This is a genomic window from Fodinicola feengrottensis (genome assembly GCF_010993775.1).
Lineage (GTDB): Bacteria > Actinomycetota > Actinomycetes > Mycobacteriales > HKI-0501 > Fodinicola > Fodinicola feengrottensis.
In genome coordinates this window covers 145,225-171,527 of sequence record NZ_WOTO01000009.1, presented here as the reverse complement: position 1 = coordinate 171,527, position 26,303 = coordinate 145,225, and the positions used below count along the sequence as shown (strand labels likewise).

General features: G+C 65.9%; 28 protein-coding genes and 5 pseudogenes. 23 read left to right on the top strand and 10 right to left on the bottom strand.

Annotated elements, in window-relative coordinates; genetic code table 11:
* Positions 1–12: 12 nt before the first annotated feature.
* Together glgX and GNX96_RS11220 are read right to left on the bottom strand one after the other, a co-directional pair.
* The gene (glgX, locus tag GNX96_RS11225) at positions 13–2,163 is read right to left on the bottom strand and encodes a glycogen debranching protein GlgX (RefSeq protein WP_163568031.1); all 2,151 of its coding nucleotides are present in this window, start codon (positions 2,161–2,163) and stop codon (positions 13–15) included.
* A 160-nt stretch (positions 2,164–2,323) separates the two neighbouring features.
* Complete coding sequence (locus tag GNX96_RS11220) at positions 2,324–3,040, bottom strand: FadR/GntR family transcriptional regulator (protein ID WP_163568030.1); 717 nt, start codon at positions 3,038–3,040, stop codon at positions 2,324–2,326.
* 66 nt (positions 3,041–3,106) lie between these two features.
* On the opposite strand from GNX96_RS11220, the gene GNX96_RS50765 reads away from it, so the two are divergent.
* The 10 genes and pseudogenes from GNX96_RS50765 (at position 3,107) to GNX96_RS11180 (ending at position 9,979) form a co-directional block, all read left to right on the top strand.
* Positions 3,107–3,592, top strand: a complete 486-nt coding sequence (locus tag GNX96_RS50765; protein ID WP_279579998.1) for an amino acid permease — start codon at positions 3,107–3,109, stop codon at positions 3,590–3,592.
* Positions 3,553–3,996 (top strand): annotated as a pseudogene (locus GNX96_RS63130) (amino acid permease); the annotation flags it as partial. The gene GNX96_RS50765 and the pseudogene GNX96_RS63130, both read left to right, overlap by 40 nt.
* A 76-nt stretch (positions 3,997–4,072) precedes the next feature.
* On the top strand, positions 4,073–4,615 hold the full coding sequence (locus GNX96_RS63125) for an amino acid permease (protein ID WP_390623969.1): 543 nt from the start codon (positions 4,073–4,075) through the stop codon (positions 4,613–4,615).
* Positions 4,612–5,997 (top strand): annotated as a pseudogene (locus GNX96_RS11210) (glutamine synthetase family protein). Before GNX96_RS63125 ends, GNX96_RS11210 begins: the two are co-directional and overlap by 4 nt.
* Positions 5,994–7,349 (top strand): aldehyde dehydrogenase family protein, encoded by a 1,356-nt coding sequence (locus GNX96_RS11205; RefSeq protein ID WP_163568029.1) that lies wholly within the window; start codon positions 5,994–5,996, stop codon positions 7,347–7,349. The pseudogene GNX96_RS11210 and the gene GNX96_RS11205 overlap by 4 nt, the downstream one beginning before the upstream one ends.
* Positions 7,350–7,363: 14 nt before the next feature.
* Complete coding sequence (locus GNX96_RS11200; RefSeq protein ID WP_163568028.1) at positions 7,364–8,128, top strand: 3-oxoacyl-ACP reductase; 765 nt, start codon at positions 7,364–7,366, stop codon at positions 8,126–8,128.
* Positions 8,125–8,853: a gamma-glutamyl-gamma-aminobutyrate hydrolase family protein gene (locus tag GNX96_RS11195; RefSeq protein ID WP_163568027.1), complete on the top strand. Its 729-nt coding sequence runs from the start codon at positions 8,125–8,127 to the stop codon at positions 8,851–8,853. The genes GNX96_RS11200 and GNX96_RS11195 overlap by 4 nt, the downstream gene beginning before the upstream one ends.
* A 118-nt stretch (positions 8,854–8,971) precedes the next feature.
* Positions 8,972–9,169, top strand: coding sequence for a hypothetical protein (locus GNX96_RS11190; protein ID WP_279579997.1), 198 nt, complete (start codon positions 8,972–8,974; stop codon positions 9,167–9,169).
* Entirely contained in the window at positions 9,114–9,578 is a 465-nt protein-coding gene (locus tag GNX96_RS11185; protein WP_163568056.1) for an SGNH/GDSL hydrolase family protein, read from the top strand. The genes GNX96_RS11190 and GNX96_RS11185 overlap by 56 nt, the downstream gene beginning before the upstream one ends.
* Entirely contained in the window at positions 9,548–9,979 is a 432-nt protein-coding gene (locus tag GNX96_RS11180) for a carbohydrate-binding protein (protein WP_163568025.1), read from the top strand. Before GNX96_RS11185 ends, GNX96_RS11180 begins: the two co-directional genes overlap by 31 nt.
* 40 nt (positions 9,980–10,019) lie before the next feature.
* Here GNX96_RS11180 and GNX96_RS11175 read toward each other — a convergent pair whose 3' ends face one another.
* Complete coding sequence (locus tag GNX96_RS11175; RefSeq protein WP_163568024.1) at positions 10,020–10,538, bottom strand: YbhB/YbcL family Raf kinase inhibitor-like protein; 519 nt, start codon at positions 10,536–10,538, stop codon at positions 10,020–10,022.
* Between the two features lie 175 nt (positions 10,539–10,713).
* Between GNX96_RS11175 and GNX96_RS11170 the strand changes: the two genes are divergently transcribed.
* The 12 genes and pseudogenes from GNX96_RS11170 (at position 10,714) to GNX96_RS11120 (ending at position 19,979) form a co-directional block, all read left to right on the top strand.
* The gene (locus GNX96_RS11170; RefSeq protein WP_279579996.1) at positions 10,714–11,355 is read left to right on the top strand and encodes a KpsF/GutQ family sugar-phosphate isomerase; all 642 of its coding nucleotides are present in this window, start codon (positions 10,714–10,716) and stop codon (positions 11,353–11,355) included.
* Positions 11,352–11,711 carry a PfkB family carbohydrate kinase gene (locus GNX96_RS11165; RefSeq protein WP_163568023.1) on the top strand — a complete coding sequence of 120 codons (360 nt, stop codon included), beginning with the start codon at positions 11,352–11,354 and terminating at the stop codon, positions 11,709–11,711. Before GNX96_RS11170 ends, GNX96_RS11165 begins: the two co-directional genes overlap by 4 nt.
* Positions 11,651–12,346 carry a PfkB family carbohydrate kinase gene (locus GNX96_RS11160; protein WP_163568022.1) on the top strand — a complete coding sequence of 232 codons (696 nt, stop codon included), beginning with the start codon at positions 11,651–11,653 and terminating at the stop codon, positions 12,344–12,346. Before GNX96_RS11165 ends, GNX96_RS11160 begins: the two co-directional genes overlap by 61 nt.
* A gap of 76 nt (positions 12,347–12,422) precedes the next feature.
* Positions 12,423–13,415: a LacI family DNA-binding transcriptional regulator gene (locus tag GNX96_RS11155; RefSeq protein ID WP_163568021.1), complete on the top strand. Its 993-nt coding sequence runs from the start codon at positions 12,423–12,425 to the stop codon at positions 13,413–13,415.
* A gap of 95 nt (positions 13,416–13,510) precedes the next feature.
* Positions 13,511–14,077: pseudogene (locus GNX96_RS63120) on the top strand (LacI family DNA-binding transcriptional regulator); the annotation flags it as partial.
* A gap of 112 nt (positions 14,078–14,189) precedes the next feature.
* The gene (locus tag GNX96_RS63115; protein ID WP_390623968.1) at positions 14,190–14,561 is read left to right on the top strand and encodes a substrate-binding domain-containing protein; all 372 of its coding nucleotides are present in this window, start codon (positions 14,190–14,192) and stop codon (positions 14,559–14,561) included.
* A 402-nt stretch (positions 14,562–14,963) separates the two neighbouring features.
* A complete protein-coding gene (locus GNX96_RS50760; RefSeq protein WP_313885630.1) occupies positions 14,964–15,617 on the top strand; it encodes a substrate-binding domain-containing protein in 654 nt (217 codons plus the stop codon).
* Between the two features lie 4 nt (positions 15,618–15,621).
* Positions 15,622–15,960, top strand: a pseudogene (locus GNX96_RS63110) (ABC transporter permease); the annotation flags it as partial.
* An 85-nt stretch (positions 15,961–16,045) separates the two neighbouring features.
* Positions 16,046–16,615, top strand: coding sequence for an ABC transporter permease (locus GNX96_RS50750; RefSeq protein ID WP_279579994.1), 570 nt, complete (start codon positions 16,046–16,048; stop codon positions 16,613–16,615).
* Complete coding sequence (locus GNX96_RS11130) at positions 16,608–17,417, top strand: ATP-binding cassette domain-containing protein (protein ID WP_163568018.1); 810 nt, start codon at positions 16,608–16,610, stop codon at positions 17,415–17,417. The genes GNX96_RS50750 and GNX96_RS11130 overlap by 8 nt, the downstream gene beginning before the upstream one ends.
* 113 nt (positions 17,418–17,530) lie before the next feature.
* Positions 17,531–18,685, top strand: a pseudogene (locus GNX96_RS11125) (ribokinase); the annotation flags it as partial.
* A gap of 91 nt (positions 18,686–18,776) precedes the next feature.
* Entirely contained in the window at positions 18,777–19,979 is a 1,203-nt protein-coding gene (locus GNX96_RS11120; RefSeq protein ID WP_279579993.1) for an HNH endonuclease, read from the top strand.
* 86 nt (positions 19,980–20,065) lie between these two features.
* Here the strand turns inward: GNX96_RS11120 and GNX96_RS11115 are convergent, their stop codons facing one another.
* A complete protein-coding gene (locus GNX96_RS11115; protein WP_163568016.1) occupies positions 20,066–20,413 on the bottom strand; it encodes a transposase in 348 nt (115 codons plus the stop codon).
* Here GNX96_RS11115 and GNX96_RS11110 point away from each other — a divergent pair.
* The gene (locus GNX96_RS11110; protein WP_163567902.1) at positions 20,342–20,524 is read left to right on the top strand and encodes a hypothetical protein; all 183 of its coding nucleotides are present in this window, start codon (positions 20,342–20,344) and stop codon (positions 20,522–20,524) included. The genes GNX96_RS11115 and GNX96_RS11110 overlap by 72 nt on opposite strands.
* On the opposite strand, the gene GNX96_RS11105 is transcribed toward GNX96_RS11110, so the two are convergent.
* The 6 genes from GNX96_RS11105 to GNX96_RS11080 form a co-directional block, all read right to left on the bottom strand.
* Positions 20,510–21,052, bottom strand: a complete 543-nt coding sequence (locus GNX96_RS11105; protein ID WP_163568015.1) for a winged helix-turn-helix domain-containing protein — start codon at positions 21,050–21,052, stop codon at positions 20,510–20,512. The genes GNX96_RS11110 and GNX96_RS11105 overlap by 15 nt on opposite strands.
* Before the next feature lie 262 nt (positions 21,053–21,314).
* Positions 21,315–21,968, bottom strand: a complete 654-nt coding sequence (locus GNX96_RS11100; RefSeq protein ID WP_163568014.1) for a class I SAM-dependent methyltransferase — start codon at positions 21,966–21,968, stop codon at positions 21,315–21,317.
* A 10-nt stretch (positions 21,969–21,978) separates the two neighbouring features.
* Positions 21,979–23,370 carry a hypothetical protein gene (locus GNX96_RS11095; RefSeq protein ID WP_163568013.1) on the bottom strand — a complete coding sequence of 464 codons (1,392 nt, stop codon included), beginning with the start codon at positions 23,368–23,370 and terminating at the stop codon, positions 21,979–21,981.
* A gap of 77 nt (positions 23,371–23,447) precedes the next feature.
* Positions 23,448–24,500 (bottom strand): copper resistance D family protein, encoded by a 1,053-nt coding sequence (locus tag GNX96_RS11090; RefSeq protein WP_163568012.1) that lies wholly within the window; start codon positions 24,498–24,500, stop codon positions 23,448–23,450.
* A gap of 103 nt (positions 24,501–24,603) precedes the next feature.
* On the bottom strand, positions 24,604–26,022 hold the full coding sequence (locus GNX96_RS11085; RefSeq protein WP_163568011.1) for an amino acid permease: 1,419 nt from the start codon (positions 26,020–26,022) through the stop codon (positions 24,604–24,606).
* Positions 26,023–26,114: 92 nt separating this feature from the next.
* Positions 26,115–26,291 (bottom strand): DUF1272 domain-containing protein, encoded by a 177-nt coding sequence (locus GNX96_RS11080; RefSeq protein WP_279580010.1) that lies wholly within the window; start codon positions 26,289–26,291, stop codon positions 26,115–26,117.
* Positions 26,292–26,303: the final 12 nt, after the last annotated feature.

Genomic DNA, 26,303 nt, shown 5'->3' with positions numbered 1-26,303 from the left:
CGCCTCTCGTCCCTACTCGGTCTTTCCGCAACAACAACAGAGAGCGCGGCGCGACGGTGACGGTTTTTTTGCGGCAATGACGGCGGTCGGGTCGCCGTGGGAATCTAGGCCCTCACCGTTGGGGGAGGTGGTGTCGAGCTCGACGACCCACATTTTGGCGTACTCGCCATCGGGGGTGGTGAAGTCGAGATCCTCCTCATGCCCGTTCAGACAGAGCAGGAAAGAATCGTCGACCACCTGCTGGCCGCGCTGGTCGCGCTCGGCGATGCCGTTGCCGTTCAGGAAAACCGCCAGCGCGCGGCCGAAACCGGAGTCCCAGTCGTCGAGTGTCATCTCGGTGCCGGACGGGGTGAACCAGCCGATGTCGCCGAGCTGCCCACCGGTGCCGATCGGCTTGCCGGCGAAGAACCGGCGGCGCCGAAAGACCGGATGGTCGCGGCGGATCTTTGCCGTACGGGCGGTGAAAGCGACCAGGTCGGCATTCTGTTCGGCCATTGCCCACTCCACCCAGGCCAGCGGGCTGTCTTGGCAATACGCGTTGTTGTTGCCCTTCTGCGTACGCCCCAGCTCATCGCCGTGCGAGATCATCGGCACGCCCTGCGAAAGCAACAGGGTGGCGAGGAAGTTGCGCACCTGGCGGGCCCGCAGTTCGACAATGCCCGGATCGTCGGTGCCGCCTTCGGCGCCGCAGTTCCAGGACCGGTTGTAGTTTTCCCCGTCGTTGTTGTTCTCGCCGTTGGCCTCGTTGTGTTTCTCGTTGTACGACACCAGGTCCGCGAGGGTGAAGCCGTCATGGGCGGTGACGAAGTTGATGCTCGCGAGCGGCCAGCGGCCGTCGTCCTGGTAGAGATCCGAAGAACCGGTCAGCCGGCTGGCCAGCTCACCCAGTGTCGCTGGCTCGCCGCGCCAGAAGTCTCTCACAGTGTCGCGGTATTTCCCGTTCCACTCCGTCCACAGTGGAGGGAAGTTGCCGACCTGGTAACCGCCCTGCCCGACATCCCACGGCTCGGCGATCAGCTTGACCTGGCTGACTGTCGGATCCTGTTGCACCAGATCGAAGAACGCGGACAGCTTGTCCACGTCGTGCAGCTCGCGGGCGAGCGCCGAAGCGAGGTCGAAACGAAAACCGTCGACGTGCATTTCGGTGACCCAATAGCGCAGCGAGTCCATGATCAGCTGCAACGTGTGCGGGTGCCGGACGTTGAGCGAGTTGCCGGTGCCGGTGTAATCCATGTAATACATCGGATTGTCGTCGGTCAGCCGGTAGTACGCGGCGTTGTCGATGCCACGGAAGGAAAGTGTCGGACCGAGGTGGTTGCCTTCGGCGGTGTGGTTGTAGACCACGTCGAGAATGACCTCGATGCCGGCCGCGTGCAGCGCCTTGACCATCGACTTGAACTCGGCCACACAGCCGCCGGGCGCGGTCGATGACGCATACGCCGCCTCCGGCGCCAGGAAGCCGATCGAGTTGTAGCCCCAGTAGTTGCGCAGCCCGCGCTCGCTCAACGCCCGGTCCTGGACGAACTGGTGCACCGGCATCAGCTCGATGGCGGTCACCCCGAGCGTCTGCAGGTGCTCGATGACGGCCGGATGGGCCAGCCCCGCATACGTCCCACGCTGCTCCGGCGGCACCTGCGGATGCTGGATGGTCATCCCGCGCACATGCGCCTCGTAGATGACCGTCTCGTGATACGGCCGGTGCGGCTGCCGGTCGGCGCCCCAGTCGAAATACGGGTTGACCACGACAGACGTCATGGTGTGACTGAGCGAGTCCTCTTCGTGGCGCTGGCCGGGGTCGTTCAGGTCGTACGAGAAAATGGTGTCGGAGGCGTCGATGTCGCCGACGAAAGCCTTCCCGTACGGGTCGAGCAGCAGCTTGGACGGGTCGCAGCGCTGACCGCTGGCGGGATCGTACGGCCCGTGGACGCGGTAGCCGTAAAGCTGTCCGGGCTGGATATCGGGCATGTAGCCGTGCCAGACATAGCCGTCGACCTCCTCCAGCTCGATCCGCGCCTGCCCGCCGGTGGCGTCGATCAGGCACAGCTCGACCTTCTCCGCCGCCTCGGAGAAGAGGGCGAAGTTCGTCCCGGCGCCGTCATAAGTGGCGCCGAGCGGGTACGCGGCACCTGGCCATGGGACCCGGGACATGCTCGGCTGGGTCATCTGATCACCACGACGATGGACTCTAGCGGTCGGCACCGACCGTACTGGCCGCACCGGGACATCCCGCCTTCTCGTCCCGCAAGCTTGCCCATCCGTCCCCATATACCCGCAGGTAACACGCTTATGCGCTGGCGAGCGACCGGGTTTGAGCAGGCGTGGGCTAGCCGAGGAAGCCGCGGAGCAGGGCGGCGGTGCCTTCGAGGTGTTCGGCCATCGCGGACCGGGCGGAGTCCGGGTTGCCGGCCAGGATGGCCCGCAGGATCCCCCGGTGCTGGCGTTCGGAGTGGTCGATGTTCCTGGGCAGCAAGGGGATGGCGTCCAGCAGCTCATTCGCTCGTACGCGCGCGTCGGCGACGGCGTTGAGTAGCAGCGCGGAGCCGGACGCCTCGGCGACCGCGAGGTGGAAACGCGAGTCCGCGGGCCGGTAGTCGGCGGCCTGGGCGCAGGCCTTCTGCCGCTCGACGAGATGCTGTTTGTCGGCTTCGTCCAGCGGCGCTCGGGCAGCGGCCGCGGCGGCGCCACACTCGACCGCCTCGCGAAAGACCAGCACGTCCTCCAGCGACGCGGCGGTCTCCGGGGCGAGTGGCGCGGTGGGCGCAGCGGGGGAGACCACGAAAGTGCCCCCGTACCGGCCGCGCCGGCTGGTCAGATGGCCAGCGTCGGCGAGCGCGGCAATGGCCTCCCGTACGGTCGCGCGGCTGACGCCGAGCCGACTGGCCAGCTCACGCTCGGGCGGCAACCGGTCGCCAGGCGAGACGACACCGAGCCGGATCGTCCGCAGCAGCGCCTCGACGGCTTCCTCGAAAGCGTTCCCGGCCCGCACCGGCCGCAACACGGCGTCCGCCGCGGCAAGCCGGCGTCCGGGAACCGTTGACATGGGTACGAGCCTCCTGCCACGCTGTCGCACAGTCAATGGACTGAGACTAGACCATTAGGAGCCGATATGGCCGCCTCCTCCGATGAACAGCGACTCCATCAACTCGGCTATGCGCAGGAACTGCGTCGTACGATGTCCGGCTTCTCCAACTTCGCGGTCTCGTTCACGATCATCTCGATCCTGTCCGGCTGCCTGACTTTGTACGGCACCGGAATGAAAACCGGCGGTCCCACCGTGATGGTGTGGGGTTGGCTCTTTGTCGGTGTGATGACCCTGCTGGTGGGTCTGTCGATGGCCGAGGTCTGTTCCAGCTATCCGACCGCGGGCGGTCTCTATTACTGGTCGGCCAAGCTGGCGCCGAAAAACCCGGCGATGTGGTCGTGGTTCACCGGCTGGTTCAACTTCCTCGGGCAGGTGGCGGTCACCGCCGGCATCGACTTCGGTGCCGCGTTCTTCCTGAACGCCCTGCTGGACCTGCAGTTCGGCTTCACGCCCGACCGTGGCACACCATCGTGCTTTTCGCGATCATTCTGTTGGTGCACGGCCTGCTGAACACCTTCGGTGTCAAACTGGTGTCCGTCCTCAACGACGTGAGCGTGTGGTGGCACGTGGTCGGCGTGCTGGTCATCGTCGGCGCGCTCGCGATTTTCCCGTCTCACCACCAGTCCGCCGCAACGGTCTTCGGTGGCTTTGTCAACATGACCGGATGGTCGTCGCCGCTTTACGTGGTTTTGCTGGGCCTTTTGATGGCGCAATACACCTTCACCGGCTACGACGCCTCGGCTCACATGACCGAGGAGACGAAGGATCCGTCCAAGGCCGGCCCGTGGGGGATTGTCGGATCCATCGTGGTCTCGCTGGTCGCCGGCTGGATTCTGATCGTCGGGCTCACCTTCGCCATCCAGAACTACCATGGCGCGGTGAACAGTGCGACCGGTGTTCCGCCCGCGCAGATTTTCCTGGACGCGCTGGGAAGTGTCGGCGGGAAGCTGTTGCTGGTGATCGTCGTGGTGGCCCCAGCTGTTCTGCGGAATGTCCTCGGTGACGGCGAACTCGCGGATGATTTACGCCTTCAGCCGGGATGGCGCGCTGCCGGCTTCGGGACTGTGGCACAAGATCAACAAACGCACTCGTACGCCCACCAACGCGATCTGGCTCGCCGCTGGCGGCGCGTTCGTCCTGGGTTTGCCGTACTTGTGGAACAACACCGCTTACGTGGCTGTCACGTCGATCGCGGTGATCGGGCTCTACATCGCGTACGTCCTGCCGACCTTTCTGCGGCTGCTGCGGGGCCGTGATTTTGAGCGCGGGCCGTGGCATTTGGGTCGGTGGAGCCTGCCGATCGGCATCATCGCGGTGCTGTGGGTCGTGTTCATCACGATTCTCTTCATGCTGCCGGCGTCCTATCCGATCACCAAGGACAGTTTCAACTACACACCGATCGCGGTCCTGGTGGTGCTCGGCTTCGCCGGCATTTGGTGGGTAGTGTCGGCGCGGAAGTGGTTCACCGGTCCCAAGGTGCAGGGCAGTGCCCAGGAACTGGCCGCCATCGAAAGCGATCTGGAGGTCGTGTGAGCGACACACAGCCGGGCCGTGGCCGGCTCACCGTGGAGCAGTTGCGGGCGGAGGTGGACGCGGGCCGGATTGACACGGTCTTGGTGGCGTTCACCGACATGCAAGGGCGACTGCAGGGCAAGCGTACGGACGCGCGTTTTTTTTTTCGTCGACGACGTGCTGAGCCACCACGCCGAGGCATGCAACTACCTGCTCGCGGTCGACGTCGACATGACGACGGTTTCCGGCTATGCCGCGTCTTCCTGGGAGCAGGGCTACGGGGATTTCGTGACCATCCCGGATTTGTCGACCCTGCGGTGGATTCCGTGGTTCGAGGGCACCGCGCTGGTGCTCTGTGACCTGGAATCCACCGAAGGCGCCGGCGTCGGCCCGTCGCCCCGGCAGATTCTCAACCGGCAGCTGGAGAGACTGGCCGAGAGCGCGGCTGGAAGGCGTATGTCGGCACCGAGTTGGAGTTCGTGGTTTACCGGGACACATACGAGCAAGCGTGGCAGCAAGGTTATCGCGACCTGCACCCGGCGAACCTCTACAACGTCGACTATTCGCTGCTGGGCACGGGTCGGGTCGAGCCGTTGCTGCGGGCGATTCGGCTCGGCATGAGCGGGGCGGGACTGACCGTCGAGTCGGCCAAAGGCGAGTGCAACCTCGGGCAGCACGAGGTCGCGTTCCGCTACACCGACGCGCTCGCGACCTGCGACAACCACGCGATTTACAAGACCGGTGCGAAGGAAATCGCGGCCCAGCAGGGCATGAGCCTGACATTCATGGCCAAACCCAACCAGCGGGAGGGAAACTCCTGCCACATCCACCTGTCGCTGCGCGACTCGTACGGGACACCGGTGCAGGCCGGGCCGGACGGCGTGTCCGGCATGTCGAAGATCGGTGAGCATTTCCTTGCCGGCCAGCTCGCCACCATGCGGGACATGAGCCTGATGTTCGCGCCGAACATCAACTCGTACAAACGCTATGCGGCTGGTTCGTTCGCGCCCACCGCGATCCGTTGGGGCCGTGACAATCGTACGTGCGCGTTGCGGCTGGTCGGGCAGGGATCGTCACTGCGGGTGGAAAATCGGGTGCCGGGCGGCGATGTCAACCCCTATCTGGCGGTGGCCGCGATCATCGCCGGCGGGTTGCACGGCGTCGAACAGGAGCTGCCGTTGGAGCCGATTTACGCCTCCAACGCGTACGACGACGAAAGCGCGCCGCGGGTGCCGAACACGTTGCGGGATGCCGCGCAGCTGTGGAAATCCAGCGATTTCGCGGCGGCCGCGTTCGGCGCGGATGTCGTCGCGCACTACGCCAACATGGCTCGGGTTGAAATCGAGGCGTTCGACGCGGCCGTCACCGACTGGGAAATGATCCGGGGGTTTGAGAGGCTATGAAGCTGGTCAATCCAGCGACCGAGGAGGTCGTCGGCGAGGTCGCCGCGACCGACCCGGACGGGGTGGACGCCGCGATCGCGCGGGCCCGCAAGGCGTACGAGAGCTGGCGGCAGGTGGCGCCGGCCGATCGCGCCCGGCTGTTGCGCCGGTTCGCGTCCACTGTGGACAGTGCGATTGAGGAGCTGGCCAGGCTGGAGGTCGCCAACTCCGGGCACACCATCGGCAACGCCCGCTGGGAGGCGGGAAACGTACGAGACGTGCTCGACTATTACTCCGGCGCGCCGGAACGGCTGTTCGGCCGGCAGATTCCTGTGCCCGGTGGGATAAATGTGACCTTCGCCGAGCCGTTGGGCGTGGTCGGGGTGATCGTGCCGTGGAATTTCCCGATGCCGATCGCCGGCTGGGGATTCGGACCGGCGCTCGCGGCCGGCAACACCGTCGTGCTCAAACCGGCCGAGCTCACCCCGCTGACCGCTCTGCGGATCGGTGAGCTCGCTTTGGAAGCGGGCTTGCCGGAGAACGTGCTGCAAATCGTGCCAGGCGCTGGATCGGTGGTCGGCGAACGGTTCGTCACCCATCCGGACGTGGCGAAAGTGGTCTTCACCGGCTCCACCGAGGTCGGCACCCGGGTGGCAGCGGGCTGCATGGCGCAGGTCAAGCCGGTGACTCTGGAGCTGGGCGGGAAATCCGCCAACATCATTTTCGCGGACGCCGACCTGGTCAAAGCCGCGGCTACCGCGCCGTACGGAGTTTTCGACAATGCCGGCCAGGACTGCTGCGCAAGATCCCGGATTCTGGTCCAGCGCTCGGTTTACGACGAGTTCGTAGCGTTGCTGGAGCCGGCGGTGGCCGGTGTGAAGGTGGGCGATCCCGGTCTCGACGACACCGAGATGGGGCCGCTGATCAGCTCGGCGCACCGGGACAAGGTGTCGTCGTACGTGCCGGCCGGGGCCTCGGTGTTGTTTCGTGGCAGTGTGCCGGGCGGGCCGGGTTTCTGGTTCCCGCCCACGGTTCTCGCGCCGGAGTCGACCGACGATCGGACCGTACGGGAAGAGATTTTCGGCCCAGTCGTGGTGGTTCTGCCGTTCGACGACGAGGCCGACGCGATTCGGATCGCGAACGATTCACCCTACGGCCTGTCCGGGTCGATCTGGACCAGCGATGTCGGCCGCGCGTTGCGGACCGCTCGCGCGGTGGAAGCCGGCAACCTTTCGGTGAATTCGCATTCCTCCGTACGATATTGGACGCCGTTCGGCGGTTTCAAGCGCTCGGGGCTCGGCCGGGAGCTCGGCCCAGATGCGCTGGATGCTTTTACCGAGACCAAAAACGTCTTCATCTCAACCGACATCTAGACGGAGGAAAACAAGTGGCACGGCTGGACGGGAAGGTCTGCGTCATCACCGGCGCAGGCAGCGGCATCGGCGCGGCCGCGGCCCGCCGGTTCGCCGCCGAGGGCGGCTCGGTGGTGGTGGTCGACCTGGATGAGACCGCGGGTTCGGCGATCGCGAAGGAGGTCGACGGACTTTTCGTCCGTACGGACGTGACGTCCGCTGACGACGTGCAGGCCGCTTTCGCGGCCGCGATCGAACGGTTCGGCGGGCTGGACGTGCTGGTCAACAACGCCGGCATCTCGCCGCCGCAGGACGACTCCATTTTGGACACCGACCAGGACGCCTGGGATCTGGTGCAGCGGGTCAACCTCACGTCGGTTTACCTGTGCTGCAAATACGGCATCCCGCATTTGTTGGAGCGAGGTGGCGGCTCGGTCATCAACACCGCTTCCTTTGTCGCCCTGATGGGTGCGGCGACCTCGCAGATTTCCTACACCGCCTCCAAAGGTGGCGTGCTGGCGATGTCTCGCGAGCTCGGCGTCCAGTTCGCACGACAGGGCGTACGAGTCAACGCGATCTGCCCCGGGCCGGTCGACACCCCGCTGCTGCGGGACCTTTTCGCGGCCGACCCGGAACGCGCCGCGCGCAGGTTGGTGCATATCCCGATGGGCCGGTTCGCCCGCCCCGAGGAGATCGCCTCGGCGATGCTTTTCCTGGCCAGCGACGACTCCTCGTTCATCACCGCGTCGACTTTCCTGGTGGACGGCGGGATCACCGCGGCTTATGTGACCCCCCTGTGAGTGGACCGACTATCGGCATCACCTCGTACGTCGAGCAGGCTTCCTGGGGTGTGTGGCGCACGTCCGCCGCGCTGATTCCGTACGCGTACGTGGAAAAGGTACGGACTGCCGGCGGAGTCCCGCTGATAGTTCCACCCGTGTACGACGACGCCGAGGCGGTGCTTTCCCGGTTGGACGCTCTGGTGCTCGCCGGTGGCGCCGATGTCGACCCGGCCATGTACGAAATGGTGGCGCATCCGGAGACTGTGGGACTGCGGCCCGACCGGGACGAGAGCGAGCTGGCGCTGCTGGCCGTGGCGTACGCTCGCGACCTGCCGGTTTTGGGGATCTGCCGGGGAATGCAGCTGATGTGCGTAGCCGCCGGCGGGAAACTGGAACAACACCTGCCGGATGTGGTCGGGCATGAGGGACATCGGCCCGAGCCCGGGGTTTACGGCTCACACGCGGTCAGTTTGGTGCCGGACAGCGTGCTGGGGCGGCTGCTGGGCGACGAGCTGCAGGTGCCGTCATACCACCATCAGGCCGCTGCCGAGGTCGGATCGCTGACGGTGTCAGGAAAAGCCGACGATGGCACGGTCGAAGCTGTCGAAGATCCGTCGCACACTTTCGCGCTGGGCGTGCAGTGGCATCCCGAGGTGAGTGCCGACGATCGACTTTTCCGTGAGCTCGTACGGGTTGCGGCGCTGTCCGAATCGACAGAAAGCGGGCGGAGGGTGATCATATGAGATAGTCGGGCTCTTGGGGGGATTTGGTGCGTACGTTCGCAGCGCGAATGCGTTTGGTCGCCGCGTTGTCGGTGATCTGTGTCGGTGTTTTTTCCTGGCGGCGCCTGCTTTCGCGGCAGTGCCTGTTTTCGCCGCCGCGCCGGTACGGATCATGGCCCTCGGGGATTCGGTCACCGACGGCCTGACATTGCCGGACGGCACGCCGGGCTCGTACCGCAACGACCTGTGGCAGCTGATGAAATCCGACGGATACCCGGTGGATTTCGTCGGATCGCAGTCGTCGGGGGGAGCCGCCGCTGGGCGATCCCGCGCATGAGGGGCACCCGGACTGGACCATCGCGCAACTCGACGCGCAGCTCGCCGGATGGCTCACCACGTACCAACCGGACGTGATTTTGTTGCATGCCGGCACCGACGACATCGCCGGCCACAGCACCGCCGAGCAGGCCGCCGCCGCACTGTCCACATTGGTCGGTCACATCGTGGCGGCGCGTCCGACCGCTCAGGTTTTCGTCGGCACCTTGTTGGCGACCCCGAACGACGTGCTGAATCCGCAGTTTGTCCAGTTCAACAAGGCGGTGCCTGGGATTGTCGCGAGCAAGGGCCGGAACATCCATCTCGTCGACATGTTTCCGGCCCTGACCGCCGCCGATTTCGCCGATCCACTGCACCCGACGGCGGCGGGTACGCGAAAATGGCGGTTCGCTGGTATTCGGCTCTGCTAGGTGCTCCGCTCAGTCATATCGAGGCGGAGAGTGGTACGCGTACGAACGCGGCCCTGGTTTCCACCACAACGGCATCCGGCGGGGTAAAGGTCGGCGCGTTGACCGCATCGGGTAGCTCGCTGGTTTTGCGTTTCCATGCCGCGAAAAGCGGTGACGAGCGGGTCTACCTTCGGGCGGACAATGGCACCGGCGCCCCGTGTGACGAGCAGGTGTGGGGCAAGGACGGGGTGCCGATCACCGTCACCTACGCCGGATTCGCCGACTGGAATTTCTGGGGCACGACGGCCGTGACCATATCCGCGTCACCCGGAGACAACACGTTCACATTCGCCGGCGGCACCTGTCGAGCGGAAATCGATGCCGTCAGTATCGCCCCGGTGACCACGTCCCCATATTTGTGACGCTCAGCCCGCCAGCGAAAACTGACGGGCTGCCCGAACGTCAGCTCTGCTCGTACGTCGGCGTGATGCCGCCGCGGGCGAGCGTATGGGAGAACAGGTTGAAGCCGAGGATCGCGGGCCGCGCATCCGCCGACACGTCCAGCTTGTCCACGTCGACGGCGTGTACGACGAAGAAGTAGCGGTGCGGGCCGTGGCCGGGTGGCGGGCCGGCACCGATGTAGCGCGGCAAGCCGGCATCGTTGCCGAGAGTGACGGCCCCATCGGGGAGACTCGCGTCGGTCGGCAGTGACGTGACCGAGGCCGGGATGTTGAAGACGGCCCAGTGCCAGAACCCGCTCGCGGTCGGCGCGTCCGGGTCGTAGCAGGTCACGGCGTAGCTCTTGGTGCCCTCCGGGGCGCCGGACCAGGACAGCTGCGGTGAGTGGTCCTGCCCGCCGGCGCCCAGGATGCCGCTGACGTGCGGCATCGCGAGCGGCTCGCCGTCAGCGACATCGGTGCTGGTCACGGACAGGGCGGGCACCTCGGGCAGGAAGTCGTACGGGCTGGGTGGCCGGGCCATGCGGGCCTCCTAGTTAAGGATGTGAGGTCACCCATGACACTAGTTTGACCGTACGGCCAGCGCCGGTTGGGGCGGGTACGACTGGACCCCCGTCCGGTCGAACGCGTTGACACTGGCCAAGCCGTCCCATACGGTCTGAGCAATCGATTTCTCACCCAGTTTGGAGGCGGGCACCGTGCAGCCAACCTCGGAACATCCGGCAGACCCCGCCGTGCCGCCGAGCATGGCGGCCGCGCGGGCGGCGATCCGGTCCGAGGCGGCGGCGGTGGCCGCGCTCGAAGAGCGGCTGAACGGCCGGTTCGCGGCGGTGGTCGAGCTGATCGCCGGCAGCGCCGGCCGGGTGGTGGTCACCGGCCTCGGGAAGTCCGGGATCATCGGCCGCAAGATCGCCGCCACCCTGGCCAGCACCGGCACGCCGACTTTCTTCGTACACGCGGCCGAAGCCCTGCATGGCGATTCCGGCATGGTCACGCCGGGGGACGTGGTGTTGGCGCTGTCCGCTTCCGGCGAGACCGCCGAGGTCTGCCACTTCGGCCAGCTGGTCGCCGATCGCGGCATCCCGCTGGTCGCGATGACCGGCCGCGACGACTGCACACTCAACCGGCTCGCGAGCCATGTGTTGGACGTGAGCGTGATACGGGAGGCTGACCCGCTGAACCTGGCACCGACCACGTCGACCACCGCGGCGCTTGCGATGGGCGACGCGCTCGCGGTGGCACTTATGGTGCACCGAGAGTTCACCGAGGAGGACTTCGCCACCTTCCACCCGGGCGGCTCGCTCGGCCAGCGGCTGTTGGGCCCAGGAGGAATCGCGTGACCCCGTTCGGCGTCTGTGTCGTCGGCAGCTTCATGAAGGACCTGGTGGTCCGGGTGCCCCGGCTGCCGCGCCGCGGAGAGACGTTGCACGGCACCGAATTCGCCGAGTTCCTCGGCGGCAAGGGCGTCAACCAGGCGGTCGCCGCCTCTCGGTCCGGCGCTCGTACGGGCGATGGTCGGCCGACTCGGCGCGGACGGGTACGGACAGGAGTTCCTCGCCCTGCTCGCGGCCGAAGGCATCGACGCTGGCCGGGTGACGGTGGCCGAAGGCAGCGGCACCGCGCGTCGGACTGCCGGTGGTCGAGCCGGACGGCTCCAACGCGATCGTCATCGTGCCGCGGGCCAATGCCACCCTGACCGCGGCGGACATCGCCGACGCGGCCGATCGGATCGCGGCCGCGCGGGTGGTGACCGTGCAGCTGGAGCTGGCCGTGGAAACCGCGATCGAGGCTTTGCGGATTGCTTCGGCGGCTGGCACGACGACCATCCTGAACCCGGCGCCGATGCGTCCCACGCTGCCGCCGGACCTGGTCGCGTACGCGGACATCCTGGTGCCGAACGCGATCGAGGCGGAGCAGTTGACCGGTCGTACGTGCGATGGCGACGCGGCCGCCGAGGTGGCGGTCGCGCTGGCCGCGAAGTTCGCCCGTCGCGGCTGTGTCCTCACCCTCGGTGAGCGTGGGTCGATCGTCGTGGACGGCGGCGAGCCCGTCTGGTTGCCGGCGCACCGGGTCGACACCATCGACACGGTGGGTGCCGGCGACGCCTTCTGTGGCGCCCTCGCGGCCCGCCTCGCGGCCGGTGACTCGCTGGTCGATGCCGCTCGCTACGCCAACGCGGCGGGGGGGGTTGTCCACCACGATTCCCGGTGCGGTGGACGGCATCCCAGCCACCGCGGCCATCTCGGCGCTGCTGTCCAACGGCCCGGTGGCCGACCTCGTCGACGACTGACCTCGCTTACCGAGCGTTTCCGAGGTGATCGTCTAGACTAAGCGCCGCCGGAGAGACGGCGGTGGTTTCCAGTGACGGCCAGCACCGCGGGTGAGGCGTGAGCGGGAGGGTGGGCCGATGACGACAATCCACGATGTGGCGCGGCACGCGGGCGTTTCCGCGGCGACGGTTTCGCGGGTGCTGAATGGGCATCGTACGGTCGATGAAACCCTCGCCGGCCGGGTGCGGGCGGCCGCGACCGAGCTCGGCTACTCGCCGAACATCCTCGCGAGGAACCTGCGCAAGAGCCAGACCAACCTGTGGGCCGTCATCATCTCGGACGTGAACAACCCGTTCTTCACGTCGCTCGTACGCGGCGTCGAGGATGTCGGGCAGCAGGCCGGGTATTCGGTTTTGCTGTGCAACAGCGACGAAAACCCGGACAAGGAAGCCAGTTACATCACCGCCGTGCTGGCCCAGCAAATCGCCGGCGTCATCATTTCGCCGAGCAGTCGCCCGGACAACATGGCACAGCTCGTGGAGGGCAGCCGCGCGGTGGTGACGATCGACCGCGAAGTCCAGGAAGTCGAAACCGACGCCGTGCTGGTGGACAACGAGCGCGGCGCGCAGGCCGCCACCGCGCATCTGATCGAGCAGGGGTATTCCCGGATCGCGTGCATCACCGGCCCGCGCAAGGTCAGCACGGCGACCTCCCGGCTGCGTGGCTACCGGCAGGCACTGCGGGACGCCGGCCGTACCTTCGACACCAACCTCGTACGATATTCGGACTTCCGGGAGACCGGCGGCCGGGAGGCGATGGCCGACCTGCTGGATTCCGGTGCCCGCCCGGACGCGGTCTTCGCCACCAACAACCTGATGACGGTTGGCGCGCTGGAAACCCTGGCTGAGCGCGGCCTCGGCATTCCGGATCCGGTCGGCGTGGTCGGCTTCGACGAACTGCCGTGGGCCGAGCTGGTTCGGCCGTCACTGTCCACAGTGGCCCAGCCGACGTACGAAGTCGGGCGTACGGCCGCGCAGTTGTTGCTGAAGCGGCTGGAAAACCCGGACGAGCGGTTCACCGTCATCACGCTGCCGACCACGCTCAACATCCGAGACAGCTCGCGTCGCTAGCTCTCGCCTACTTGCTCGATTAAGTTGCCGCACCTCTTCCCAACTGACGCGGTAGCACTGTTTAATCGTTTAACTAGACCGAGGAGGCGCCCGGGATGGCCGTACGGATGCGTGACGTGGCGCAGGCCGCGGGCGTGTCGATCGCCGCGGTTTCGCTCGCGCTGTCTGGAAATCCCCGTATTCCGGCCGAGACCCGGGACCGGATTCGGGCGGTGGCGGAGCAGATGGGCTACCGCCCGCACGCCGGCGCGCGGGCGTTGCGTACGGAGGTGACTGGCTCACTCGGCCTGGTGATCAGCGACGTGGCGAACCCGTTCTTCGCCGAGCTGGCCGGTGAGATCCAACGGGCGGCGGCGGCCGAGGGATTTTCCACCGTCCTCTGCAATTCCGACGAGGACGCCGGTGTCCAGGACGAATACCTACGGAATCTGCTCGCCGGCAGCCGGGTGGACGGCGTCATTCTGGTGCCGGCGGCGGCGATGACCGAGGGTCTGCTGGCGGCTGGGAAAGCCAAGGCGCGACTGGTTTTCCTGGACCGCCCGGTCGAGGTCCGCGGCCGGACCGCGGCGGCGCGCCATCTCGCCGGCTCTCCGGTGGTCCGAAGTGGAGCGTCCAAGGCGCTGTCGGAAGCGGCGGAACTGCTGACCGGTTTCGGGCATCGCCGGGTCGGCATTATCGCGCCGCCGATGACGACTCGGGTCGGCGTCGAGCGTACCGAGCTGATGATCCAGTCGCTGACCGCGCGCGGGGGGGGTAGCGACCCGCGACATCAGCGTGGTCGAAGGGGATTTTCGGCAGGACAGCGGCGAACGCGCGATGGAACAGCTGCTGGCCAACAAATCCCGGCCGACCGCGATCTTCGGTGCGGACGGACTGATGACTATTGGTGCGATGAAAGGACTGCGCGCGGCCCGATACCGCGTCCCGGCCGATATCTCGGTGATCGGTTTCGACGACGCGCCCTGGTTCGACCTCTTCGATCCGCCGCTGACCGCGGTGGCCCAGCCGATCACCGCAATGGCGACGGCGGCCGTACGAGCGATGGTCCATCTCGTCGATGACGCGGCCGCACCGCTGCCGGCCGCCGACGCAACCCCGGCGTGCCGTCTCGTACGACGTGCGTCCTGCGGACCCGCACCCGCTTAGTTCTTGTTGATGCAGAAGGAAAGGAAGCTCACATGCGCTACCTCCAGTCTGGTCGGATCCGAGTCGCGACAGCGGTCGTGCTGGCGCTGACGCTGGCCACCACGGCCGCGGCGTGTGGTCGCGGCGGCACCGGCAGTTCCGCGTCCGGCGCGGCGAAAATCGCCATCGTGACCCGCGACTTCACCAACCCGTATTGGGCCGCGCTGCGAGATGGCGCCATCGCCGAAGGCAAGAAGCAGGGCGTCACAGTCAACGTCCAGGCTGGCGACAACGAGACCGACTCGTCCGGTGAGAACGCCAAAATCTCCACGCTCGCCGGCCAGAACTACACCTGTTTCGGGGTGGTGCCGGTGAACGCGACCAACGTCATCACGCCCTTGGTTCCGGTGGCGCAGAAAAAACATTCCGATCCTGAATCTGGATACCCAGATCGACCCGGGTGCCTCCAAAGCCGCTGGTGTCTCGTACGCCTCTTTCATCGGCTCCGACAACCTGCAGGCCGGTACGCTCGCGGGCCAGTCGCTGCTGTCCAAGGTAGGAAGCGGAAACGTGGCGATTCTGCAGGGCATCGCCGGTGAACAGAACGGCATCAACCGGGAGAAGGGTTTCGCCGCGGCCACCGGTGGAAAGCTCACGGTCGTCGCGAAACAGCCCGCTGACTATGACCAGACCAAGGCTCAGACGGTCACCGAGGCGATTCTGCAGGCGCACCCGGACATCAAGGGGATTTTCGCGGCCAACGACACAATGGGCCTGGGCGCCGCACAAGCGGTGAAGAACGCCGGAAAGTCGAGCCAGATCACCATTATCTCGGTCGACGGCATCAAGGCCGCGCTGCAGGCCGTGCAGGCCGGTACGCTGTCGGCGACCATCACCCAATACCCGTACGCGGAAGGCCAGCTCGCCGTCCAGGCGTGCATCAAGGCGGTCGCCAAGAAATCCATCCCGACCCGGGTGGTCGCGCCGATCAAGCTGATCGACAAGGACAACGTCGGCAGGGCGCTGCGCAGCTTCCCGCAGCCGTTCGAGCCGTTCACCAACCCGCTCGCGAATTAGCCCGATGACCGCGACAGTTTCGCAGGCGCCGCAGTCCTCCCGGCAGCGCCGCAACGCCGTTGTCAGCACCAGTGCGCGCTATGCCGCGCCCATCGGGCTGGTGATCGTCTTCCTGATCTTCTTTATCGCTACCCCGGATTTCCTTACGGTTTCGAACATCAGCGACCTGCTGGTGTCCGCGTCGATCCTGATGGTGCTGGCGATGGGGCAGCAGTTGGTGGTCACGGTGGCCGGCATCGACCTGTCGATCGGAGCCAACCTGCCGTGGTCCGCGGCCCTGCTGGGATTCGCGGTCACGCAGGGCTGGCCATTGCCGGTGGCGATTCTGGTCGCGATCGTGGGTGGCGGCGTGATCGGGTTGGTCAACGGAATTCTGGTCGCCAAGCTGAACATGAGCGATTTTTATCGTCACGCTGGGCTCGCTCAGCGTGGTCAGCGGTTTGACGCTTTTGTTGACGCAGGGCAACACCGTGCCGGTCAACTCGGGATTCCTGCGCGGTCTCGCACTGGGCGGTATCGGGCCGATCCGGTGGTTCTGGCTGGTGGCGCTGATCGCGGCACTGGTGGTGGGCTTCGTGCTTTTCCGCACTCGTACAGGCACACATTTGCTGGCCACCGGCGGAAATATCGACGCGGCCCGTGGCTCGGGCATCCCGGTGTCCCGGATGCGGTTATACGCGTACCTCGGATCGGGACTCTTCTGCGGGCTGGCCGGCGTTCTGCTGGTCGCCCGTACCGGTGGCGCGGATCCGTCCCTGCAGACCAATCTGTTGCTGAGTTCCATCGCCGCGGTGGTGCTCGGTGGGTCCAGCCTGTTCGGCGGCCGGGCGTCGGTGCTCGGCTCGGCGACCGGCGCGGTGTTGCTGCAAAGCCTGATCAACGGGTTTACCCTGATCGGGATTTCCAGTACTACCAACCGATCGCGGTCGGCGCCGTGGTGCTCGGCGCCGCCTTCCTGTCCCGATTCCAGAAATAGTGGGGGAACCAGAAATGCCTGAGGTGGCCGCACGGCACACCGATCCCGGAGCCGACCAGGTTCCGCGCGGCGCGGTGTTGCTGGAAGTCCGGGACGTACACAAGTCTTTTGACGCCGTACGAGCGTTGCAGGGCGTCGACCTGACCATCCACAAAGGACAGGTCACTGCGCTGCTCGGCGACAACGGTGCCGGCAAGTCAACGCTGGTGCGATGCCTGACCGGGGTGCATCCGCCGGACTCCGGGGAAATCCTGTTCGCCGGTGCGCCGTTGCGACTGAATTCACCCGACGACGCGCGAAGACGGGGCATCGAGACGGTCTACCAGGAACTCGGGCTGATCGAGGACCTGCAGGTCTGGCAGAACCTGTTTCTGAACCGTGAGCTCACCTATGGCATCCCGCCGGTCAAGGTGCTGGACAAGAAGCGGATGATCAGCCGGAGCCAGCAGATTCTCCAAGAGCTGGACGTCAACGTACCGAACGTGCGCACGACCGTACGGCGAATGTCCGGCGGCCAGCGGCAGAGCATCGCCATCGCGCGGGCGGCCAACTGGGGGACCACCCTGGTGATCATGGATGAGCCGACGGCCGCACTGGGCGTGCGAGAAACCGCGGCCGTGGAGGCGTTGATCGGCCGGCTGCGCGAATCCGGGGTCACGGTTTTGTTGGTCAGCCACGATATGGCGCAGGTGATGCGGGTCGCGGACAGCGCGTGGGTGCTGCGGCGTGGGCGTGCGGCCGCGCACCGCCGTATCGACGCCACCAGCGGCGACGAGCTGGTCGGGCTGATCACCGGCGCGATCGCCGGAGACATTGATGCCTGAGCCGGTCGTTGTCATCGGCTCGATCAACGTCGATCACGTCGTACGAGCCGGTGCTTTCCCCGCACCGGGTGAAACAATCACCGGCCAGGGGGTGAGCATCGGGCGGCGGCAAGGGCGCGAACCAGGCGGTGGCCGCCCATCTCGCCGGTGCGCGGGTTCGGATGCTCGGGCGGGTCGGTGCGGACAGCGACGGCGAGTTGGCCAAAAGCCGGCTCAGCTCGCGTGGCGTCGACATTTCCGGCGTGCGTACGATCGCGGACGCGGCGACGGGCAGTGCGTGGATTACCGTTACACCGCAGGACAATTCCATCATCGTAGTGCCAGGAGCGAACGCCTTTTGGGACGACGAGCAGCCGCTGGCTTCCGGCGGCGTCACACTCTGCCAGCTGGAAATCCCACTGGCTGTCGTGGAGCGGGTCGCCGAAGCATGTACGGGCACTTTCGTGGTGAACGCTGCCCCGGCTCAACCGCTGCCAGATGCGCTTCTCGCGAGGTGTGATGTTTTGGTTGTCAATGAACACGAACTCGCGGTGGTCAGCGCGGCTTCTGGAGTCGCGGCAGCACACCGCGACCTGCTGGACAGGGGAGTCGGCGCGGTGATCACCACGCTCGGCGCGGCCGGCGCGGTGTTGACCGATGCCGATGGCACCGAGGAGCTGCCTGTTTTTCCCGCGCAGGCCGTGGACACCACCGGTGCCGGGGACGCTTTCGTGGGCGTCCTCGCGGCCCGGCTGACCGTCGGCGACAACCTCCGCGATGCCGCCCGCTGGGGAGCGGCAGCCGGCTCGCTGGCGGTCCGGCGGGCTGGCGCGCAGGAGTCTTTTCCTTCAGTGGAGGAGATTCAGGCTCTGGTGGGGGAGTTGAGAGCTCCCCGACCAACCATGTCTTACCAAGCCCGTAGTGAGTTAAGAGACATTTGCGATGTACCGCAGGCATGGATCGCGGAAGAGCGCCTTGACGATGCGGGGAAGTCGTCGGAGTCGAGTGAGGGCGTTGGTGGCGGTGGTGAGCCAACTGGACACCGAACTCACGCACCGATCGACTCCGCGACCATATCCCTGGTCCACAAGGCGAACTCGAAGTGCAGCTGCCGCGGATCGCGACCGGTGATCAAACCGTACGATCTCGCTATCGCCTGGCCGGCAAGTTCGATGGGTCACCAGGCGAAGACTTCACCTTCAACAACGGAGCGGGCCTACCGCTCGCAAGAGTTGAACGCGCGCGCTCTATGTTTCGTTGGGATTATTGTGAAAGTATCCATTTCCTGATTACCCGTACGCGACCAAAATGTCGGTGCCGGCGGTAGTATTAATGTCATGGCTGCCGGCGATGACACCACCTCTCCAGAACTCTGGAGGTGTGACCCGGACGAGCTCGGTGAGCTGCTGCAGGAGAAAGAAAAAAAAAGCGGTCCGGCTGCTGCAGGTCGAGGTGCTGGACATTGTCGCGGCGATCCACCGAGGAAACGTCGGCAAGACGCTCGGGCACCGCAACACCCTGGGAATGCTGCAAGACCTCCTGCGACTGTCCCCCACAGAGGCGTCCCGACGCTACAAACGAGCCCTGAACCTGTGCCCCAGCCAAGCCCTCACCGGCGAAACCCTCGCCCCCACACTCAGCATCACCAGCCAAGCCATGCGCCGCGGGGAACTCGCCGACTCCCAAATCGACACAATCGTTGGGGTCGTGAACAGGCTCCCGGCCAGGGTGACCATCAAGGACCGTGAGGAAGCCGAAGCGTCCCTGGTGGAACACGCGAAACGGTACACCGCACCCGGCCTAGCCAAAGTAGGGCGACGCATCCACGACCACCTGGATCCCGACGGACCGGCGCCCTCCGAACACGAAAACGAGAAACCACGCCGCGAACTATCCCTCCACACCGGAACAGACGGACGCCTGAACTTCAGTGGCTCCTTCGACAGTGAAACCGGCACTTTGTTCAGTGAGATTCTGAGCCCACTGGCCAAACCTCGCCCGGCTGAGAATGGCACCCCTGATCAGCGGTCAGTGTCTGAGCGCAACGGGTACGCGCTCGCGGAGGCCCTGAATCTGATCGCGGACTCCGGGAAACTCCCGATTCAGGGTGCTGAGCGGCCGCATCTGACTATTACGATGACTTGGGACATGCTGCGGGACCGGCTCGGTGTCGCTTATCCGTACAGTGGCGCACCGATTTCCCCAGAGGGCGTCCGCCGGCTTGCTTGTGACGCGGACATTATCCCGATGGTGCTGGGCAGCGACAGTGTGCCCCTTGATGTTGGACGCAACGAACGACTCATCACACCGGCCCTACGCAAAGCCTTGATAGCGCGAGACGAAGGCTGCGCCAGATGCGGGCGACCACCTCGTTGGACGAGGGGGCATCATATTTGTCACTGGGCTGATGGTGGGGCTACTTGTCTTGAAAATTGCGTGCTCCTTTGCGACAGGTGTCATCGGCTCGTCCATCACGGTGGTTGGGACGTACGCATTGTTGATGGAATTGTTGAATTCCTGCCGCCAGCGTACGTTGACCGCGAACGAAGACCCATCCGCGGGATTAATCAGCTCGCTGCATAGAAAAATCCACCCGGCCGCCGGGCACCACCACGCCGCCCGGCGGCCGACAACTCTGCCACCGACTGGCTACCCAAGCCGGCAATGAGCTAAGAGACATTTGAGATGTATCGCAGACACAGGTCGCGGAAGAATGCCTTGACGATGCGGAGAAGTTGCTGGAGTCGGGTCAGGGCGTCCGTGGCCGCGCTGAACAGCTGGTCGACGTTGAGCACGCCGGCATTGTCGACCTGATCGTGTTTGACGTTCTTCCAGACCCACTCGTCCGGGTTGAGTTCCGGTGAGTAGGACGGGAGGAAGAACAGGCGAAGCTTCCCGTTGGTTGAGTTCACGTACTCGGTGGTCATCTTCGAGATGTGTGCACTGTGTCGATCAAGGATGAGGAACACTGGACGGCGGGACCCACGGACGAGGTTGGTCAAGAACTCGATGAACACCTCGGAGTTGAGGCCGCCGGTGAAAAAGTGCTGAACTTCAACGACCCGCCAGCGGTGATCGCGGAGATCATCCCGATCGACTCGCGGTTGCCAGTCTTAGATAAACACTAGGGCCTGGCCGATCGGAGCCCACGTGGTGCCACTGTGAAAATCAGACCTGATCGACGCCTCGTCACCGAAATACACCACTGCACCGACCTTCTCCGCGGCCGCGACAATAGCCGGATATTCCTCATCCTTCCACCGCGCAACAGCTTCCGGATTCTGCTCGTGGGCTCGCCGCAATGGTCGCTGCGGGGACAGACCCATCGTCCGCAGCAACCGCCCGACCGTCGTGGTCGCCAACTGGACACCGAACTCCCGCTTGATCAAGTCCGCGACCATATCCCTGGTCCACAACGCGAACTCGAAATGCAGCTGACGCCGATCATGACCAGTGATCAAACCGTACAACTTCGCGATCGCCGTCGCCGGCAACCTCGACGGACCGCCAGGAGACGACTTCACATTCAACAACACGTCCGGACCGCCACCGTACCGATAGATCGCAAGCCACCTATAGACCGTCGAGCGGCCAGCACCCAGCGCCACCTGAACAGTCTCCGGAACAGTCTCCGGATCGATACCCGCCTCAAACATCCGCAAAGCCTCAACCCGCAGACTCCGCAACTGCTTCCGACTCAACCTCTCGCCAGCTATACCGCAAGCCAACAGGTCACCTCAGGAAAAGTCCACTACAACACCCCCGCCTTGGTAAGAGACATGAGACGTACCGCAGGATTACGGAAGAGCGCCTTGACGATGCGGGGAAGTCGCTTCGGCACCCATTGCCGGTCGCCACCGCGGCTCATCCAATTTTGGCCGCAACGCGCGCAACCGAGCCCTCAGAACCACAAACTGCTCAGTGGCTCGAGGCACGTACGAGCAGATACGACCGCCGACTGGGATGTTCGGCGCCGGGATGTGGCTCGCGGTCCAGCCGGGCGGTGATTTCCAGCCCGGCCGCGGAAAGAGCACAGGTTTCCGCGGCCGGGTCCAAATACCGGAAGGTCAGTTCGACGTCTTGGTCCCACCATTCAGTGAGGATGATGGAGTCGCCGGCCGCTCGCTCGGCGTCGTCGGTGTGGAATGCGATCAGGGCGACGCCGCCGGGCCGTAGCACCCGGGCGAATTCGGCGTACGCCTGCGCACGCTCAGTGGCATCCAGGTGAATGACCGAATATACACAGACGATTCCAGCGAGCGTGTTGTCCCGCAGCGGGAGCGCGGTCATGTCGGCCGCGCAGAACGGCAGCGCGGTGGCTCGGGCCGCGGTGGCGCACATTCGCGGCGACAGGTCCAATCCCACGGTTCGTACGCCATTCGCGGCGAGATGGGCCGCGACGTGTCCGGGCCCGCACCCGAGGTCGGCGACCAGCCCGTCCCCGGAAATTTCGGCCACAACGCTCAACAACGCACGGTCCAGCGGTTTGCCCCGCAACTCGTCGCTGAGCTCGGCGGCATAACTTTCGGCGACCAGATCGTAACTGTGCCGCGTCCGGGACGTGTCTGTCATGCCGACCAACTTACGCGGTCGCCGTCAGCGGAACTGCTCTCGTACGGCGGCGAGGATGCGCGGCTGGGCGGTCCGGGGCGAAGACTTCCACCGCCGGCGGCGGGATTGTGCCGGTCGCGGTGGTCGTCCAGCCATCCGGTCCGGTGAAATCGGGATTGTCGATGCTGAAACCGAGGCTTTCCAGGTGGTCGATGCCGACATTGAGGTTCGCCGGCTCGGTGTCCGCGTACGCGCGAAGCCGGAAAGTCAGCGTCGCGGTGGTCTTCCCGCGCAGCCAACGAGTGACGTCCACCGGCCCCTGTAGTCCTTCGCCCTGGATCCAGAGCAGCCACGGGTGGTCCAGAACATCCGATTCCCAGACGGTTTCGTTGTCGATCAACACTTCCATCGCGTAGTCGCCGCGAGACGGGAAGCGGCAGGTGAAGGCCCGGTGATGCCAGAAGGACAGCTCGTGCCGGGGCGCGTCGGCCTGCACTCGTACGACTGTCGAGGCCTGGCCATAGTTTCCGGCACCGACTCGGACCGCCGGCACCACCAGGCTGAGCCGCCCGTCGCCGTACATGGCGTTGCGATCGCTGCTCGGCGTCGGCGCGTTGTCCCACTGCAGCCCGTACGCGATGACGCCGGCGATCCGCCCGTCGGCGGCATATTTCAGGCCGGTGGCCACGCTTTCGGTGACATATTGCTCGGTGAGCGGGATCGGCGCGTCGAGGAAGCGACCGGCATAGACGAGTTGCAGGAGGGAGATACCGCGTGGCTCGGTTTTCGCGAGAATGGCGTCCAAGCACTGTGTCGCGGTGCTCGACACGTGAGTGTTCTGTCGGTGGCCGTCCAAAAACGGATAGATGATGCCGTCGATGTATGGCCCGTACTGGTCGAGAAACTCGTCGCTGGTCGCCGCGTCATAGTACGCACACGTGTAAAAGCCCAGCTCCGGGTTGATTTCCCGTTGTGCTGCCACGATCTCGGTCATGTACGAGTCGGTGAACAGCTTCGCGTTCTCGGCGAACTGGAAGTCGTCGATGGCCCACGCGGTCACGCTCGGGACTTTCACCGACAACTCGGCGATCGCCTGTGCCCAGGCCACGAAATCGGTCATGTACGGCCGGGACGCGCGGCCGTCCTGCCGAGTTTCGGACGGTGGCACCAAATAAGGCCACACGTCGATGCCGGCTTCGGCAGCTGCCGGCGCGAATTCCCGTCGCAGGTCGTCCCAATCCGTTGGCGAGTCCCAAATCCCGTACAGATAGGCGTTGGCGCCCAGGTCGGTCAAATACGCGATCAGCGCGGGCGTGTCGAGGTGCCGATAGCCGTCCGTGCGTGGCTCCTTCTCCCGTACGGCCGCGCCGATCGTGTTGCCCCCGGTCAGTGCCGCCCGCAGCCCACCCGCCGGAATCCGCATCCGCCCAACCTTCGCCATCTCGAAAATAGCATCGACTATGGAGAAGTGTAGCCCCCGGCGGTGGAGGGTGGGTGAGGTCAGCTGATGACGGGCGCGCGGATCAGGACCACGGCGACGCCGTAGGCGAGGCCCATCACCAGCAACTCCAGCGTCACCCAGCCGACCAGCGCGGTGCGTTCGCCGCGGCCGATCGGGCCCAACAACCGGTAGCGGATGGCGCCGCCGGTGGCAGCGAGGATCAGCACGAAGACGATTTTGGCCAGCACGAGCTGGCCATAGCCGGTGGTGAAAAGCGAGCCGGGCAACGCCACCCCGGGAGTGAACGCCAGCTCGGCGAGCGCGTTGAGAACCCCGGTCACGGCCACCACGGCAAGGCACAGGGTGGCGAGTTTGGAGAACCGCGGCAGCGCGTCGGCGAGCAGGTCGGCCCGACGGGCCAGCACTGCCACGGTCGCCAGCAGGCCGCCCGTCCACAGGCTGGCACCGACGACGTGCAGCTCCATCGACACCATGGTCAGGTCGTGCAGCCGCGAGGCTGAGGCGTGGCCGGTGACCGGCAGCGGCAGCAGCCCGAACAGCGCGATCCCGGCCCGCAGCTCGGCCGGCACGGCCTCACCGAAGCGAATCGCGAGCGCCCCGAACACCACGTACGCGAGCGCGAAGCCAGCCGTGAAAAGCAGGCCCTGACCAGCACCGATGTGGCGTACGTAGTCCACCACCGCGGCGAGCGTGATCGGGGTGCCGGGGGACAGCTCGCCGGCCTGCAGGACCAGTGCCATCAGTGCGCTGAATGCCCAGGTCGCGGCGGTGAACACCGCCACCGGCCGGATCCGGACCAACATCGCCTCGGCGGCCGCCAGCCGCTCCACCGGGAACAGCTTGGGCAGCACACTCAGGCCAACCGTGGCGACCGCACTGATGTCCAGCAACGCGCGGGCAAGCGCGATCCCGTACTCGATCGCCGCGCTCGGCAATTGCAGTCCCGGCACCGGTTTCGCCAGCGTGACCGTCGTCGCCACCAGGGTCGCCACCAGCGCGCCGAGCACCAGCGCCGCACCCAGTGCGAACCGCGGCACGTCCGGCCGGCGGACAGCCGGTCGGGCAGCGGATTTCGCGGTCTCGGTGGTCATCCACCCAAGGCTAACCCGCGGATCGTGCGGTTCAGCGGCCGAATCCCTTCTCTTCCAAGACCTTGTCGACACGTGCGGATACATCGGCGAGAGAATAGGCGGGTCAGCGGGCCGACTGGGTCTTCGCGCGGGAGCGGCGGATGGTGCGTACGACGAGATAGGCGAGGCAGAGGGCGACGAGGAAGGGCACGCCGGCCGGCAGCACGATCCAGAACTGCGGGGTGAAAGCGGTGGTCACGATGACCGACACCAGGAAGATCATCGCCAACACGACCGGGACCGGACCGCCACGCAGTCGTACGAGCGAAGGCGGTTGACCTTCGGCGGCCCGGCGGCGGCGAAATGCCAGCAGGGTGGCGAAAATCAGCAGCCACGTCACCAGTGCGCCGAAAAGCGCCAGCCCGACCAGGGCGGCGAACGCGTTGTCCGGGGAGATCAGTGAGATGCCGATCGCGAGTGCCAGCCCGACCGCGGACAGGCCGAGGGAGCGCACTGGTACGCCTCGGGAGCTGACCCCGGCCAGCCGCGGCGCCATGCCGTCCAGTGCGAGCGAATGCACCATCCGCGAGCCCACGTACAAATTGCTGTTCATCGCCGACAGCGCGGCGGTGAGTACGACAAAGTTCATGATGACGGCCGCGGCCGGCACGCCGGCCGTGGTGAACAGCTGAACGAACGGACTTTCGCTGACACCGTTGGCTTTCGCGGTCTGGGTCCACGGGACGATCGCGATGACGACGGCAATCGCGAGAATGTAGAAAAGGCCCAGCCGCAGGACCATCGAGCGGGCCGCGCGCGGCACGTCCTTGCGCGGGTTCTTCGACTCGCCGGCCGCCACCGCGACGGCCTCGGTGCCCAGATAGCTGAAGGTGACCACGGTCAGCGCGAGCCAGATGCCGCCGAGGCCGTTGGGGGTGAAGCCGCCGTACGCGGTGACCGCACGCAGCCCGGAGGCCGGGTGACCGGGCAGGCCGGTGACGATCGCGACCACGCCTATCAGCACGAAAAGCACGATCGTGACGACGACCTTGATCATCGCGAACCAGAACTCGAACTCGCCGAAGAACCGGACCGACAACACGTTGACCACCAGCATCAGCACCGAAAATCCGACTGCCGGCACCCACAGTGGCACGCCAGGCCACCAGAACCGTACGTAGATTCCGGCCGCGACGACTTCCGCGCCGATGTTCACCACCACGGCGGTCCAGTAAATCCAGCGTTGGACGAAACCGGCGCCGGCGCCCAGATATCGCGCCGCGATCGCCCCGAAACCGGCCGCCTCCGGGTGCGCGACGGTCATCTCGGCCAGCGCGTACGCCACCGCCAACGCGACGACCGCGCCGATCACGTACGCCACGATGACCGCCGGACCCGCGAACGAGATCGCGAGACCGGACCCCAGGAACAGGCCAGTGCCGATGGCCGATCCGATGGCCATCATCGCGATCTGTCGGCTCGACAGGGCCCGTTTGAGCCCAGCCGGCGCCGCGGTTTCCGGGGATTCGACAGTGTTCGCCATGCGTGGCTCCTGTCCAGGAGGTGGGTCGCTCGCGGCAATCTTGCCGGTTCGCGGCGTACCCGAGCCAGTTTCGACCCGTACCGGCCGAATCCTTATGAATCCACCGGCGTGGTGCGGCGAGGTCGAGACAGCAGTTCGCCGCCGCAGTTGGGGCAGCGATCGCGCATCGCGGTCGTGCACGGCACGCAGAAGGTGCATTCATAACTGCAGATCCGCGCCGGTCCGTCCGGTGTGAGGGCGGCTTCGCAACGTTCGCAGACAGTACGCATTTCCAGCATCTC

Bases quoted from the DNA above. Each gene is read 5' to 3' on its own strand.
- GNX96_RS11090 (WP_163568012.1), bottom strand. From the start codon at position 24,500: ATGACCACCGAGACCGCGAAATCCGCTGCCCGACCGGCTGTCCGCCGG.
- GNX96_RS50765 (WP_279579998.1), top strand. From the start codon at position 3,107: ATGGCCGCCTCCTCCGATGAACAGCGACTCCATCAACTCGGCTATGCG.
- GNX96_RS11100 (WP_163568014.1), bottom strand. From the start codon at position 21,968: ATGACAGACACGTCCCGGACGCGGCACAGTTACGATCTGGTCGCCGAA.
- GNX96_RS11155 (WP_163568021.1), top strand. From the start codon at position 12,423: ATGACGACAATCCACGATGTGGCGCGGCACGCGGGCGTTTCCGCGGCG.
- GNX96_RS11180 (WP_163568025.1), top strand. From the start codon at position 9,548: ATGGCGGTTCGCTGGTATTCGGCTCTGCTAGGTGCTCCGCTCAGTCAT.
- GNX96_RS11220 (WP_163568030.1), bottom strand. From the start codon at position 3,040: ATGTCAACGGTTCCCGGACGCCGGCTTGCCGCGGCGGACGCCGTGTTG.
- GNX96_RS11105 (WP_163568015.1), bottom strand. From the start codon at position 21,052: ATGTTTGAGGCGGGTATCGATCCGGAGACTGTTCCGGAGACTGTTCAG.
- GNX96_RS11130 (WP_163568018.1), top strand. From the start codon at position 16,608: ATGCCTGAGGTGGCCGCACGGCACACCGATCCCGGAGCCGACCAGGTT.
- GNX96_RS11175 (WP_163568024.1), bottom strand. From the start codon at position 10,538: ATGGCCCGGCCACCCAGCCCGTACGACTTCCTGCCCGAGGTGCCCGCC.
- GNX96_RS11080 (WP_279580010.1), bottom strand. From the start codon at position 26,291: ATGCGTACTGTCTGCGAACGTTGCGAAGCCGCCCTCACACCGGACGGA.
- glgX (WP_163568031.1), bottom strand. From the start codon at position 2,163: ATGACCCAGCCGAGCATGTCCCGGGTCCCATGGCCAGGTGCCGCGTAC.
- GNX96_RS63125 (WP_390623969.1), top strand. From the start codon at position 4,073: ATGTCCTCGGTGACGGCGAACTCGCGGATGATTTACGCCTTCAGCCGG.
- GNX96_RS11085 (WP_163568011.1), bottom strand. From the start codon at position 26,022: ATGGCGAACACTGTCGAATCCCCGGAAACCGCGGCGCCGGCTGGGCTC.
- GNX96_RS11205 (WP_163568029.1), top strand. From the start codon at position 5,994: ATGAAGCTGGTCAATCCAGCGACCGAGGAGGTCGTCGGCGAGGTCGCC.
- GNX96_RS11095 (WP_163568013.1), bottom strand. From the start codon at position 23,370: ATGCGGATTCCGGCGGGTGGGCTGCGGGCGGCACTGACCGGGGGCAAC.